Here is a 14,827-nt window from a genome sequence, read left to right as displayed (position 1 = left end):
ACACGCTAACCCCTCCAACTTCTTGAAGTCAAATCTTTGTTCATTTTACTACCCTTTTGAGAGTAAGTTTTGCTGTTCGTAATCGATTCAGGATTCAAAATTTGATATATAAAATTGTTCAAATTAGATTGAAATGAAATAATGTTACTTAAAAGATCGATCTCACTTACTAACTCCTTTAAATTTTTAACAAGCTCTGAAAAGAGAAGTGCAATTTCATAATCATTCTTTGAAAAATAATCAATAATCGATTCTAATTTGCTCTGTATATTTTCTTCCAAGCATATTGTCGATATTAACTGTGCCCTTAAACCTTCTATTTTTTTAAAGTTGGTTGCTAACTTTTCAATCGTCAAAAGGGTTGAATTAATTTCTTCGACAGATGCTTTTTTTACTAAACTTTCCCTAAGATCATAAAAAGATTTTTTTAATTCTATTAAACTGTTATTTTCTTCCTTTAATACATTTTTTATCGCTTCTAAATTATTATTAATACTGTTCACCTGCTTCATTCAAACATTTTATTTACAATTTGATCCACATTGATATTATAAGAACCATTTTCAATAGATTCCTTCAGTTTCGATACAAGCTCTCGCCGAATTTCTGGTATCTTATTTGATAGTTCTATATACTTCTTTGATTCTCCTGTAATCTTATTAGCATTTTCTAGGCTTTTTGATTTTATCTGCCTCTTGAAAAAATCCTTATCAAGCTTTTTTTGATTTATTTTATCTAAATTATTGCCACCCGCAGGATTGATATTGTTGATATCCATAATTTAGTCCCTCCTTTCAACAATTTGAACTCCATATTTATTATCGTCCACAATTATCATATCATTAGAAGTTTATCGCGAAATTATATTTTTCCAAAGCATCTTATTTTTTTCTTGTAGTAATAAGAAAAAAATACAAAATTAAAAATAATATTTAATTTTTTACTTGACTTTTCAGTTTTTTAGGTTTATAATTTTCTTAGACGTACCTAAAAAATAGATATTTCAAAAATTAAAAAATTTACAAATAGGAGGTTGGTAAATATGGAAGAAAGGATTCCTTTAATTGGAGAAAAGTTTCCTGAAATGAAAGTATTAACAACGGACGGTGCAAAAGAACTACCAAAAGATTACAAAGGAAAATGGTTGGTGCTTTTCAGCCACCCAGGGGATTTTACACCCGTTTGTACAACAGAATTTGTTGAATTTGCAAAAAAGCATGAAGATTTCAAAAAGATCAACACCGAACTTTTAGGGCTTTCTGTCGATGCCGTTCATTCACATATCAAATGGATGGAGTGGATCAAAGATAACCTTGGTGTAGAAATCACTTTCCCTATAATAGCTGATACAATGGGAAGAGTAGCCTCAAGATTGGGAATGGTAGACCCGGAAAAAGGTTCGGCAACTGTTAGGGCAGTTTTCATTTTAGATCCTGAAGGAACTATTAGACTGATCATGTACTATCCTTCTGAAGTAGGAAGATACATCGATGAAATATACAGAGCGGTAAGAGCTTTACAATTGTCAGACAAAAACAAGGTAGTAACCCCAGCCAATTGGCCTGACAATTCAATATTTGGAAGTAAAGTAATAATTCCACCAGCATCAACTTATGCTGAAGCAATGAAGAGAAAAACGTCACCCGAAGAAGGATACGATTGGTGGTTAAAGGTTAAGGAAGTTAAAGAATAATATTAACCCCAGCAAGTAGGAAGTAGAGAAGTTATTATCTACTTCCTACTTTTTTATGATATAATTGTAATATAAATTGGATGAAATTAGACACTATTCATGGGAGGCGCATTGAACATTGCGTAAAGATAGGATAGAAAAACTTCTCAATAAAATGGCAAAAAATAATATTTATCAAGCAATAATATCCTCACCACCTTCTCTTTACTATTTTTTGCAAGAGTGGTTTGACCCTGGAGAAAGATTGTTGGTATTATTCGTAAATACTTCTGGAGAAGTTAAATTGCTAGTCAACGAATTGTTCCCGGTAGATACTATTGAAGAAAAAAATTTAATAAAATATTCTGATTCTGAAGATCCCATTAAGATGTTATCTTCTATTATTGAAAAAGATAAATCTCTTGGCATAGATGGAAGTTGGGAAGCAGCTTTTCTTTTAGGTTTAATGGAAATTACTAAAGATTTATCTTTAAAACCGCTCTCTCCAATAATTAGTGAATTAAGGATGGTAAAGGATGTTGATGAAATAGTGTTAATGAAGTCCTCTTCCTTATTAAATGACACAGCTATGGAAAAGGTTATAGACCTAGTATCGGAGATGCTTCCAGAAAAATACTTAGCCAAAGCCATCAAAAATATCTTCGAAAAAGAAGGAGCCGATGGTGTTTCGTTTGAACCTATAGTAGGATACGGTCAGAATACTTCTAACCCTCATCATATACCCACCAATGCAAAGTTAAAAGATGGGGATGTTGTCTTGACAGACATGGGTTGCATAAAAAATTATTATTGTTCAGATATGACAAGAACAGTCTTCTTTGGCAAACCTATAGAAACCATGAAAAACATTTATCAAATCGTATTAGAAGCTAATTTAGAAGCTATTGAAAAAGTTAAGCCCGGTCTTAAAGCTTGTGAAATTGATGCTACCGCACGTAATTATATAGAAAGCAAAGGCTATGGAAAGTACTTCACTCATCGAACAGGGCATGGTGTAGGGATAGAGATTCATGAAAAACCTTACATATCTTCAAATAGCGAAGAAATTCTAACACCTGGCATGATCTTTTCAATAGAGCCGGGAATTTATTTACCTGGTGTCGGCGGAGTAAGAATAGAAGACCTGGTTTTGGTGACTGATAATGGTTGTGAAGTATTAAACAAGTATCCAAAAGACTTTTTGGTAATTTAATTACTTCTTATGCTTTGGATCAACTCCCTACTACTTACAGAGTGTAGTTTACTTACACTAATTTAGTTAGAACGTTCCCCTTCACTGAACTGATTTTGATTTTCTTTCATATTTATTAACCTTAAAAGTATGGTATAATAAAAGTACAGATACTTCAATTATTTCGAGAGAGGAGGTGGATGAATGTATAAAAATATGAGTTTCGCGGAAATTTTAAATGAAATTTCATCCACAGATCCAGCTCCCGCTGGGGGAACCGTCACTGCTTTAGTAGGAGCTTTAGCGTCTGCACTAGGTTATATGGTGGCAAATTATACGATCTCTAAAGGGGACAATGGGGATTATGAAAATACGCTAGAAGTAGCCTTAGAAAATCTTATAGATATCAAAGAAAAATTAATGGAATACGCTGAAGAATCTTCTAAATATGCAGAAAGAATCGAGAATGTCAAAGAAGGAGAAGATAAGGACAAATCTTTAACAGCTGCCGCTATATTTTCGTTCAACATAGCCAAAACATGTTATAATATCCTAAAAAATTGTTTTACCATATACAAATATGGCAACCCCGTATTAAAACCCGAAGCAAAAATTACTTGTTATTTAGCGTGGGCCGCATTGAATTCGGCTATTATTTCTGTTGAAGCTAATTTAGAAAAAATAAACAACGCAGAAGAAAAAGAAAACCTTTTAAATGATACAATAGAATTCAAAAATGAAGCAGATTCCTTGTTAAAAGAGTTAAAGGAGGAAATAAAAAATTAATGGATGATTCGCCTATAAAATTTGAATTAATTCATATTGATAGATACACTGGGGCTAGGCGAGGACGGATTATCACAAAACACGGCACCATTGAAACACCAGTTTTTATGCCTGTGGGTACGAATGCAACCGTAAAAACTCTTACTAACTCGTTATTAAATGATATCAATACTGAGATAATATTAGCTAATGCTTTTCATCTTTATTTAAGACCGGGATTAGAGGTTCTTGATCATTTCCAAGGGCTTCATAACTTCATGAACTGGAAGAAGCCGATTTTGACGGATAGCGGAGGGTTTCAGGTATTTTCCTTACCTAACACTAGATTAACTGATGAAAAAGTAATTTTCAAATCTCCACTGGATGGTTCTCAAATAGAGTTAACACCAGAAAAATCCTTGGATATACAAAAAGTAATTGGCTCAGATATTGCAATGGTTTTAGATGTATGTATAAATTCCTTGTCTGGTTATGATGCTGTAAAAGATAGTGTGCAAAAAACTTTTAATTGGGCTTTAAGATCAAAACGATATCATAATAACAACGGACAGGCATTATTCGGTATAGTTCAAGGAGGGCTCTTTGAAGATTTGAGAAAACTCAGTTTATCCCAGATAACCTCTTTAGATTTCGATGGTTATGCGTTGGGTGGATTAGCCGTGGGAGAAAAATACCAAGATTCCGAAAAGATTTTAAAAGCTTTTGGCAATAAATTGCCCGAAAACAAACCGAGATACATAATGGGAATAGGTTCTCCCACAATGATGTTTCTATCTGTTGAAAACGGTATGGATATGTTCGATTGCGTCTTACCAACAAGAATGGGAAGGCACGGAACAGCACTAACGTGGAAAGGAAAACTTAACTTAAAATCCTCACAGGTTAAATTTGATCAAAAACCTATTGATGAAGAATGCGATTGTTACACATGTAAAAATCATTCACGTGGTTACATACACCATCTTTTTAAAAAAGATGAGGTACTTGGGAAAATCCTTTTAAGCATTCACAATTTACGATTCAACATATCTCTGGTAGCTAAAATGAGAGAAGCTATAGAAAATGACGATTTTAAATTTCTTAAAGAGGAATTTTTTAAAAGTTCTACATATTCTTTAACCAATTAAAACACTAAAAAGGAGGGATCCCCCGTGAAATCATTTATAAAGTACTATAATGAAATTAAACCATTATATCAAAACAAGTTAGACCTTACTAAAAAATTTCAAGAGATCCCCGATCTCTTTTCAAGAAGTGTAAGTAAGTTACTAGAAAATATCTACGGAGAAGATAAAGTGGATAGAAAACTTATAGAAAGTTATGTAGAATTCAATCCGGATAAAGAGCCTTATTTTAAATTAAAAAAAGAACTGATAAATTTTTTAGATGAAGATTGGACTGATAGTGATCTTCCAAGTATTTTAGAAAAAATGGCTAAAGCTGCTTATGACAGATATAAACATATAATTGAAGATCATGATAGAACTGAAACATTTAGAATGGAATGAAAAATAGAGTTAACCAAAACTTGTCAAACCTGGGGCAGCCTCCCCAGGTTTATATGTTATAAATAAAAAGAGAAAGGTAATCAAATGGCTGATAAAAAATATAAATATAAAGATATAAAAAAAATAAAAAATATGTTTTGGAAAGTTTTGTTCTTTTTATATATAGTTTTTATTATATATCTATCGGTTTCCAAACCTATAATTAATTATAGTAGTTTCAAAGGAGAAGACAAAATAGTTCATTTTGTTTCATACTTTTTAGGTGCCGACTTTTTCTTTATGGCATTCTTCAAAAAAAGTAAAAGATCTTATTTTATACTTTTTTTGATTTTTTTTCTTTTAGTTCCCTTATTAACAGAATATTTTCAAAAATTCAGTATTTATCATACATATAGCCATTTAGACATGGTTGCAAGTTATTTAGGAGCAGCAAGTGGTTCTCTTTTTTTTACTTTCAAATATAAGGCTTTCAATTAGTGATAAAGAAGTATAAAGAGGTGCATTTCTTTTGAAAGAAGTAAAATATGCTATAGTTTACCTGAATATTGATCCCAATTATGCAAAGTTGAATAATCTTCCTGTAAAATTACCTATTTTAGCGGAAGATTTTCAAAAAGCAAGAAAAACCAATAAAATACCTTTGGACGTAATTATTAGAGGTTTAGAAGCTCAAATTGATATAGATAAAAACAACCGATATTACTTATCTTACTTGGTTTATTATTATTATGAAGCTTTTAAAAAATCCCTCAACGATACAGATTTTGAAAAGGCGAAGGAATTTTTAGATAAGGCAGGTAAAATTTATCCTGATTATAGATTGCATTTTTATACTGGATTATACTACAAAAAATTAGGAAATCTTGAACTCGCAGAATTACATTTAAAACAATCGATAAAAGAAAAACCAAATTTTGCATATGGTTATTATGAACTTGGCAATCTCATGTATGAAAGAAATATCTACGACGAGGCCATAGAATATTACTCTAAATCTGTCGAACTTGAAAAGGACTTTACGTTAGGGTTTCTGAAAATGGCAGATGTATACATGGAAAATGGCAGATTCGAAGAAGCTATACCACTTCTACAAAAATGCATAGAAATCGATAAAAAATTTGTTCCTGCCTATGAAAGATTGGGTGTTGCTCTGAATATGCTTCAACACTATAAAGATGCACACAAAGTCCACCAAAAAGCCTTAGAAATAGATAGCGATAGATATGAAATTTATTATAACGATGCTCATTCATTGGCTAGATTAGGAAACCACAATGAGGCAATAAAAGCCTTAGAAAAAGCCGCCTCCTTGAATGAAACAGATTATATACTTCACGAATTAGCTTTGGAATATAAAAACATGGGAAGATACTTACAAGCAATTGAAACAGAGGAAAAAGCTTTAAAATCAGCTTCAGAAGAAAATAAAGACCTTATTGTTTTAACTTTATTAAAACTCTATGTAATAATAGAAGATGAAGAACAAGTGGAAAAATATTTTGAAATTTTAAATTTGAATTCTGACTTTCACGAAGCTGCTGTTAATTTCAAAGTATTGTTCGAATTATCTCAAGGTAGAGTTGAAAGAGTGAAAGAAATATTGTTAAAAGAACCCATATCAAATTTTTCTCTACTACTAGATAAATTAGACAGGTTAGATCTTTACGTTTCCAAACTGGAAGAATTTGCAGACAAAAATATTTCCGATTCAATATTTGAAAGTATAGACGAATTGGGAAATATCGACCCTTTTTCTTTGTCGGAACGTCTAGCAACCAAAGGAATAAAGCGCCCTTTCGTTAGCTGGTTGAAAGAGAACTCGATGGAACCAAAGTTATATCCAGATGGTGTTGAATTACTCACGAACAGTCTACTTCTTTCTGGCTTTAATTACGGCCTATTGGAAAGAGTAGCAACAGCTATATCACAGTTTCTTTGGAAAGATGGAGATGGGTTAGCTTTCGGTAGATTACTTTTAAGATTCTACCAAGATAGAATCTTAGGAGAATCCTTATCTTTAGAACCTTTTATTCAAGAAAATGTAGAAGAAATCAAAGACATGTCTTTTACTTTTGCTCAAATATTTGCTAATTTCGAAGAACATTTGATGGATTTTGACTCGATAGTAGAGTTTAAAATAAATAATTTTAAAGATGCTTTAAAAGTTTTTTTGTCCATGTTTAGAATACAAAGTACGGCTGAAGAAATAACTTCAGTCAACTTCAAAGATCATAACACAAAAATTTTATCTTTATTCATAAATAATATTAACTCGATTTCTAACTCTTTTTTGCAGTAAATTTCCTACCAAAAATAACTTTTTAGAGGTGCTGCCATGAAAAATTATTCGTTAATATTTGTTGTAATTTTATTTTCCGCTATTTCTTTTGCTTTGAATATAAATATTCTCTCCCCACAAGAGGATGCCCAAAACGTGGACATAAGAACTTCTTTTAGATGGCAATCCATAGATGCGGAAGAAAAAGAGCTCAGATATAGAATATACATATCTGAAGATCCGGATATAGATGAAAAAGATTTGAAATTGGAAAATATTTTTTCAAACTTTTATACGGGAGACGTCTTAAAGCCTGAAACAACTTATTACTGGAAAGTTGAAGGAGTTGATCAGGATGGAAACGTGTACTCCAGCAAAACGGCTAAATTTACCACAAGAAGTTTACGTCCTGGAGATGCATATATTATCATATTTGAAGAATTTGATAAAATTCTTCCTTTAGATGATAACTTCCTGGGCATATCTAAAAACAAGGTTGAATTATTGAATGCCAATAAAGTCGTAGTTAAAACAGTTGATTTTGATCAAAATATTGAAGATGGATTTTTGACAAGTAAAGCTGCCTTTCTTGTTACGCAAAGTGAAACTTATATCTTCGATTATTCTTTAGAAAAAAGGGCACAATTAAACGTTAAGATTAAAGGTTTAGCAGGAGAAAATATCTTTTACAGTGACGATGAAATCTTTTCGATAACCGACGATTTCCAAATACAAAAACAAATCGATTTCAACAACATTCAAAAAGCCTTAGTAATAGACGGATATATCTATATTTTAACCGAGGATAAATTTGTTAAAATGAATAACAATTTTGACACCGTTGAAAGTTATTATATTAACGACAAAACTTTCGATTTCGACTATCTAGAAATTCAAAATATGATTTTATTCCCTATATTGACTAATAATAATATTACAATCTTAGACACCAATCTACAAAAGATATCACAACTCGACTTTCAAATAGAAACTCAAAGATATCAAAGAAAAATATATACATATTACGACAGAATAGTTCTATTATCCGGTTCAAAAAATCTTTACTTTTATGATTCTGAATTAAATTTGATCAGAACTTTCACATATGAAGAAAATTTCGATTATTTTGTTCCCGTTAACAAAGATAGATTCATATTGGTTGGAGAAAGTATTAAATCCTTCGATTTAGAAGGAAATTTAGTTTGGAATTATTCCACAATAAATAAATTCCAAATAATCGGTAAACCTTTAGTATATGACAAAGGTTTATTAGTAGGGGTAAAAGACTTTCTAAATCGATTTTTAATATTTTATGATGATTTCGATTCTCAATATTATTTCACAAGATATATTAAGGGAAAAATGCCTTTAACTCAAACGATGGAAGAAATAGTGACACCTCCATCAACAGTAACCATCCAAGCTACGCCAATTACACCCCAGGCTACGGAGATAACACCTGAACCTACTCAAATTACAATACCAGAGCAAGTAGAAGAAACCATTACCGTTCCTTCTACTCCTGTTGATATAACGGTTGAACCTACCCCATCAACGCCTCAGGCAACGGAGATAACGCCTGAACCTACTCAAATCACAATACCAGAACCAATAGAAGAAACTATTACGGTCCCTGCTACTCCTGTTGATATAACCGTTGAACCTACTCCGACAACCTCTGAAGCGACAGAACTAACTAAAATATTCCCTAAAAGTTTCGATGAATACATCTATGGAAGTTTGTACGATGGAGAAAACTTTTACCTTTATGGTTATGAAGGCAAAAATGACAATTGGGATGCAAAAACATGGAAAATAGATCCATATGGAAATATTTTAAACGAAACGTCGTTATATGCAAAAAATACAGACTTTTTTAGAGATGCTATTATTACCAAAGACTCTACCGATAACTCTAAAAACATAATCTACGTTGGTGATACACTCTCTTACGGCTTAAACGGGAACGCTTACATTGTTTCTATTAGCGAAGACGGTAGTGTTAATTATCAGATAGATTACGGAGATATTGGTAGAGACAGCGGTATAAGTATTACAAATATCGACGAAAATAGTTACGTAGTTACAGGAAATTTATTCATCAACAAAAAATTATCAGATATATTCGTTTCAAAATATCTAAACGATGGAACTAGAATCTGGACTAATAACTTTGGTGGCAACGATGTAGAGATTGCTTTGGATATAAAAAACTCTCAAGATCAAGGTTTCATGGTTTTTGGAGCCACAAGATCTTTTGGTGCGGGTGGTTTTGATATATACGTTTTAAAAATTGACTACTACGGAAACATGAAGTGGTCAAACGTATATGGTGATTCTAACGACAACATCCCCGTAGGGGTTATCAAAGACGGTAGAAAATACTACGTATTATTCGAAACTACTTCAACACCTATGAGTTACGGAATTTTAGAAGTAGATGAAGTAAACGGATTTGGAGATTCTTTTGAGTTTACAATAGAAGGATCGAATAAATTTCTAGGATTTACTACAATAGATGGAAGATATCTAGCATACGGTTATGGTATTGAAAATGGGAAAAAAGTCGGAATCATCTACAAAGTAAATTTTGAAGAAGAAACATTTGAAAAGTTAAACACGTACACTCTTGATTCTAATTTTGAAATAATCAGTATATCAAAGCCAGAAAATCAAAATTCTATCTATATTTTTGGAAATGCTACCATCAACGGGGTAAATAATATCGCCTTAATATTAGATATGTTATAATTTTTCCCTTGTTGTTGATTCAAAGGGGGTGATTAATATCAAAATATTAGACCCGGTTTTCAAGCCTCTCTTAATAAAACCATATCATCATTATAGAGAAAAGTTACTTAATTCTTTGATCAATAATAAAAGTAAAAATTACATTCTAATAAAAGCTCCTTCAGGATACGGTAAGAGCATTACTTTTAGTATGTATTTTGATAAATTGAATGCATCGAAAGTATGGATTAGTTGCCCACAGGATTACTTTGATTTTGACATCTTTCTCAATCATCTAATCTATACTTTATCCAAAACGATAAATCTGAAAATATTTAATGATGATTCAAAAAATAATATTTCTTTTTTTACGGAAGAAGAGAAGGTTGTTGAACTATTAAACGCCTTTTCAAGCTTTAAGGAAGAAATATTTATATTTGTTGATTCCTTCGAAAATGTTATTTTTGAAGGTAAAAACGAAAATCTTCTCAAGTTGTTATTAAACTTCATACCCCAAAACGTCCATTTTCTTTTTACTACTAACCAAGAGTTTCCCATCCCTTTAACAAAATTTGCTATGGCTAATAATGTTTACACTATTCAAGAAGAGGAACTGAAATTTTCTTTTGATGAACTTAAAAATTATATCAGCACAAAAAAAATTAACTTATCAGAAGAAAACTTGTTAGAGTTATACCAATTGACCGATGGGATACCCACCTTTATTAACATTTTAACCACATACATAGAGACAACAGACCTAAAAAAATATGATGAACTTATAGATTCAGCAAAAAGAATAGATGAATATATAAACTTATTAACTGAAGTCTTATCAGAAGATTTAAGAGAGTACTTGAAAGTTTTCAGTCTAATGAATGAAATAGAGCCAAAGATTTGTAAAGCATATTTCAACCTCAAAAACGATGAAAAAGTTCACGAGTCTTTTGAAAAGTTGTACGATTTAAACGTGTTAGAAAAAAAGGATCCGCATTATTACTATATGAACGAAATATTCCGGCGAACAATCTCAAAAGGGGTTGGAGAAAGAGAAAAAAGCGATATATGCCAGACACTCTTTAACATATATCAAAAAGAGCACGATTACTATGGACAATTTCATTGCTTACTGAATATGAAAGATTTAGAAAAAGCCTATGACTTCTTTTTCAACCATTCTGAGTTATTGATAAAAGATTTTTCAATCATCAAAAAATGGTTAGATTCAATACCTACCTCTTTTTTCACCAACAACATTGAATTGTACTATTATCGTGGTGTTATAGAAGAGAAATATTCAATGTTTGATGAAGCTCTTGCAGATTATAGACTTGTAAAAAATAATATTGATAAAATTTCCAACAAAAGTATTCTTGAGAATATAGACACACAAATAATAGGAATCTACTGGCATCAGGAAAAATATGAAAAAGTCGTCGAAATGGGAAATGAATTGCTAAAAAGTATACCAAATGAAAACTACCAGAGCTTAACGTCCTTGTATAATCTATTGGGTACCAGTTATTCTAACCTTTCAAAATTAGATGAAGGGAAACTGTATTTAAACAAAGCTATGGAATTATGTGAACGATTCAATTATACAGAAATGAAGCCGTGGCTTCTTAACAACCTTGCTTACAATATTTTTCTAATCGAAGGGAACCTAGAAAGTGCGGAAAATTTCTTTATTAAATCTTTAAAAAGCTTTAAGGATTTAAAAGATCTATATGGGAAAGCACTTTTAAATGCGAATCTTACCGATTTTTATATTGAAACACAAAAATATGACAAAGCTAAAGAGCATCTAAAAGCCTATGAAGATATCTAATTGGAAACTAAAAACATCGCTTACCTTCCCGTTTTAAAAATCTTGCAAGCCAAGCTAGAAGTAGAAAGAAACGAATTAAAATCTGCTCAAAAAAGTTTAATGGAAGCTGAAAATTATTATTCAAGATCAAAATTTCTTCAAGCAAATTATTACTTCGTCCAATCCCAGTATCTTTTAAAAAAAGGTGAACTTAAAGAATCTTTTTCAACAGTTGAAAAGGCAGTAAAAATTGGCAAAACTATTTTCAACAAATATCAGATATTGAACTTTGAACTACAAAAAGTTCGATTATTGATACATTTAAAACAATTCGAAAAAGCCCTGTCATACATTGGAAAAATCATTCAGATAGCCAAAGAAGGGAAAGCAAAATTAATACTAACTCAGGCGTTACTCTTAAAATTATTTTTAAGTAAATCATTCAATTTGCCTTCTTATAATGAAGATTTAAAAACATTTAACGAGTTATTATCAGATAACAATTACCAGTTTATTCTACAAAAATATCCCGAAATAACGAGCTCAATTGAAGATCTCATAGAAGTTAATTCAGGTGTTAAAAGTCCTTCCTTAGATACTTCAATTAAATTGAGATTCGAAGATGCACAAGAAATCTCTTACCTTGAATCAAAAAAAGCTTTATACCCTAAAATCTATCTCTTTGGTGAATTTAGATTGGTATGTGATGATAAGGTCTTGACTATGAGAAAGGTGAGAAATCAAAAAGCGTTAGAACTTTTTAAATTTTTAACCTTGAATTATGATCAATGGATTATTCAAGACGTCATAATCGAAAATTTCTGGCCAAATTTACCTTTTGAAAAAAGCCGTCAAAGCTTATATGTGGCGATTCACGACATACGAAAGAGATTCAAAGAGTTTGGTTTGGTTGAGGAATACATACTTCAAAAAAATAAAAATTACAAATTTAATTCAAACAAAGTTTATTACTTGGATTATGAAGATTTTATTCTTCATTTTGAAGAAGGAAATAAATTGTTAAAAAACAAACAATACCTAAAAGCTAAAGAACATTATTTAAAGGCCAAAAAACTCTACTCCTATGGTCTTTTACCTTCCAATATTTACGACGATTGGGCAATCCCAAAGATAGAAGATGCTGAAAAATCTTATCTGTCAATACTAACTATTTTGTATTCATTAGAAAAGGAAAAAGACATTGAAATGGCAGAAAATTATTTAGACGAATACTTACGGATTGAACCTTTCGCCGACGAAATGAACATTGAGTATATCAATCTTCTACTAAAAAAAGGTGAAAGAAAAAAGGCTTTGGATTATTACAAATATATCAACGAGTTGTACAAAAAAGAGTTAGGAACAGCTTTTAATTCAAAAGAAATAAGTTACTTCGTCAAAGAGTTCCAAATTTATTAATCCTCTCCAAAAAAGTTGTTTTAGATTTTTTTTAGATCTCTTTACTAAAATCTATTAAACAACTTTTTATAAAAGGAGAGGATTTTAAATGAGGAAATTAAGCATGTTCTTTTTAATCTTGGCAATCGGTTTGCTCTTTGTAAGTTGCGCAACTTTACCAATTGATGGAGATGGCAACGGAGATGATATAACCAATCAAGTAGTTATAAACACATTTATTGACACCGTTAGAGAAAGCGTGGAGTTTTTAGCCTATCAAGATGGGAAAGAGGGAACCTGGACAAAACTAAGTTCAACCAACGGTGTGTACACTTTCACCCCTGAATCAGCTGATGGGAATTTTAGCATCTATGCTGTCAACGAATGGTATGATTCTTCGAATGAGACTTTTAACTATGACATTCAAATAATGAATCTCAACACCACTGAAGGAAAAGAAGTACCAATAACCTTTGGGTATTGGCCAGATACTTTTGATGCTACATTAAATTTGAATTTTGGAAGTGAGTTTAAAGAGAAAAGTGCTGGTCTCTTTTACGGTATAGGTCATGGATTTCCAAGTTTTGGCTCGGAAGATGATTTAACATACCCACTACAAACAATTCCTGGCACCTATGATTTGGTAATTTTGGCAGGAGATCAAGGGGAAGATTTTTCAAAAATATATATAGACAGAGATAGATCAATAACAGCTGGTACCAACAAAGAAGATATTTCATGGTCTGACTTCACAGACTTAACAACATACAATGTTACAACCACCCTAGAAGATGCCTATGCATGGTGTGAAGAATTGTTAGTAGGTGGAACAACTCCGGTATTTACTTGGTTTCAAGGTGATTCTTACCTAAAAATCCCTCAATCTCTTGCAAGCTCAGATGACTTATATACTTTAATTTTAAAACATGACGATTCAGAAAACTCAGTTGATAGATTATTTACAAAATTTACAGACTATCCGTCTGATATTGAAACTTTGAATACCCTTCCTTCTACTAACTGGGCGACACCTACGTTTCTAGATAATACATTCACATGGAATCAGTATGATCCCGAAATTAGCAATCACGAATTGAGATTTTATAGTTCCTATTTAGTAAATGCTAATTGGACTATGATGATAGTATTATCCTCTGGTTGGTTGGGAAGTGCAGATTCATATGAGTATGAAATACCCAATTTATCAGATTTAGAAGGTTGGAACGATTCATGGTATCCTGATAGTCAAGAAGTTGGTTCATACCAGTACTTTGAAGCGGTTTCAGGAACCGAAGATGATTTGACAAAATATTTAGACCCAATACCTGGCATGGAAGAAAGTATAATTAGTTATTAGCCCTCTTCTTTAAATAAAGTCAAAGTAAAAACCCATTTACCCCCGAAAAGTGTTAAAATTGAATTGTTCGGGGGTATTTTTTGATTATCGAAAAAAGGA

General features: G+C 31.5%; 13 protein-coding genes. 11 read left to right on the top strand and 2 right to left on the bottom strand.

Going from position 1 to position 14,827, the window contains the following annotated elements; all coding sequences use genetic code 11:
- Positions 1–5: 5 nt before the first annotated feature.
- Together flgN and ACW9JY_RS03215 are read right to left on the bottom strand one after the other, a co-directional pair.
- Positions 6–512 (bottom strand): flagellar export chaperone FlgN, encoded by a 507-nt coding sequence (gene flgN / locus ACW9JY_RS03220; RefSeq protein ID WP_457283374.1) that lies wholly within the window; start codon positions 510–512, stop codon positions 6–8.
- Positions 509–778, bottom strand: coding sequence for a flagellar biosynthesis anti-sigma factor FlgM (locus tag ACW9JY_RS03215; protein ID WP_103076316.1), 270 nt, complete (start codon positions 776–778; stop codon positions 509–511). Before ACW9JY_RS03215 ends, flgN begins: the two co-directional genes overlap by 4 nt.
- 264 nt (positions 779–1,042) lie before the next feature.
- Between ACW9JY_RS03215 and ACW9JY_RS03210 the strand changes: the two genes are divergently transcribed.
- From ACW9JY_RS03210 to ACW9JY_RS03160, 11 genes are all read left to right on the top strand, one after another.
- A complete protein-coding gene (locus ACW9JY_RS03210) occupies positions 1,043–1,693 on the top strand; it encodes a peroxiredoxin (RefSeq protein WP_457283373.1) in 651 nt (216 codons plus the stop codon).
- A 118-nt stretch (positions 1,694–1,811) separates the two neighbouring features.
- Positions 1,812–2,885 (top strand): M24 family metallopeptidase, encoded by a 1,074-nt coding sequence (locus ACW9JY_RS03205; RefSeq protein WP_457283372.1) that lies wholly within the window; start codon positions 1,812–1,814, stop codon positions 2,883–2,885.
- Between the two features lie 183 nt (positions 2,886–3,068).
- On the top strand, positions 3,069–3,650 hold the full coding sequence (locus ACW9JY_RS03200; RefSeq protein WP_121959868.1) for a cyclodeaminase/cyclohydrolase family protein: 582 nt from the start codon (positions 3,069–3,071) through the stop codon (positions 3,648–3,650).
- Positions 3,650–4,777, top strand: coding sequence for a tRNA guanosine(34) transglycosylase Tgt (gene tgt / locus ACW9JY_RS03195; protein ID WP_103076320.1), 1,128 nt, complete (start codon positions 3,650–3,652; stop codon positions 4,775–4,777). Before ACW9JY_RS03200 ends, tgt begins: the two co-directional genes overlap by 1 nt.
- A gap of 24 nt (positions 4,778–4,801) precedes the next feature.
- Positions 4,802–5,158: a hypothetical protein gene (locus tag ACW9JY_RS03190; protein ID WP_103076321.1), complete on the top strand. Its 357-nt coding sequence runs from the start codon at positions 4,802–4,804 to the stop codon at positions 5,156–5,158.
- A gap of 84 nt (positions 5,159–5,242) precedes the next feature.
- On the top strand, positions 5,243–5,635 hold the full coding sequence (locus ACW9JY_RS03185; protein WP_121959870.1) for a VanZ family protein: 393 nt from the start codon (positions 5,243–5,245) through the stop codon (positions 5,633–5,635).
- 31 nt (positions 5,636–5,666) lie between these two features.
- Positions 5,667–7,457, top strand: coding sequence for a tetratricopeptide repeat protein (locus tag ACW9JY_RS03180; RefSeq protein WP_457283371.1), 1,791 nt, complete (start codon positions 5,667–5,669; stop codon positions 7,455–7,457).
- A 36-nt stretch (positions 7,458–7,493) separates the two neighbouring features.
- Entirely contained in the window at positions 7,494–10,187 is a 2,694-nt protein-coding gene (locus tag ACW9JY_RS03175) for a hypothetical protein (protein WP_457283370.1), read from the top strand.
- 28 nt (positions 10,188–10,215) lie between these two features.
- The gene (locus ACW9JY_RS03170; protein ID WP_457283369.1) at positions 10,216–11,994 is read left to right on the top strand and encodes a tetratricopeptide repeat protein; all 1,779 of its coding nucleotides are present in this window, start codon (positions 10,216–10,218) and stop codon (positions 11,992–11,994) included.
- On the top strand, positions 11,995–13,392 hold the full coding sequence (locus ACW9JY_RS03165) for a BTAD domain-containing putative transcriptional regulator (protein ID WP_457283368.1): 1,398 nt from the start codon (positions 11,995–11,997) through the stop codon (positions 13,390–13,392).
- Positions 13,393–13,480: 88 nt separating this feature from the next.
- Positions 13,481–14,728 carry a hypothetical protein gene (locus tag ACW9JY_RS03160; protein WP_457283367.1) on the top strand — a complete coding sequence of 416 codons (1,248 nt, stop codon included), beginning with the start codon at positions 13,481–13,483 and terminating at the stop codon, positions 14,726–14,728.
- Positions 14,729–14,827 lie beyond the last annotated feature (99 nt).

It is taken from the genome of Petrotoga sp. DB-2 (assembly GCF_054051725.1).
The sequence above is the reverse complement of the archived record's forward strand: the minus strand, read 5'-3'. Positions and strand labels throughout refer to the sequence as shown.

Bases quoted from the DNA above. Each gene is read 5' to 3' on its own strand.
- tgt (WP_103076320.1), top strand. From the start codon at position 3,650: ATGGATGATTCGCCTATAAAATTTGAATTAATTCATATTGATAGATAC.
- ACW9JY_RS03200 (WP_121959868.1), top strand. From the start codon at position 3,069: ATGTATAAAAATATGAGTTTCGCGGAAATTTTAAATGAAATTTCATCC.
- flgN (WP_457283374.1), bottom strand. From the start codon at position 512: ATGAAGCAGGTGAACAGTATTAATAATAATTTAGAAGCGATAAAAAAT.
- ACW9JY_RS03185 (WP_121959870.1), top strand. From the start codon at position 5,243: ATGGCTGATAAAAAATATAAATATAAAGATATAAAAAAAATAAAAAAT.
- ACW9JY_RS03215 (WP_103076316.1), bottom strand. From the start codon at position 778: ATGGATATCAACAATATCAATCCTGCGGGTGGCAATAATTTAGATAAA.
- ACW9JY_RS03210 (WP_457283373.1), top strand. From the start codon at position 1,043: ATGGAAGAAAGGATTCCTTTAATTGGAGAAAAGTTTCCTGAAATGAAA.
- ACW9JY_RS03160 (WP_457283367.1), top strand. From the start codon at position 13,481: ATGAGGAAATTAAGCATGTTCTTTTTAATCTTGGCAATCGGTTTGCTC.
- ACW9JY_RS03175 (WP_457283370.1), top strand. From the start codon at position 7,494: ATGAAAAATTATTCGTTAATATTTGTTGTAATTTTATTTTCCGCTATT.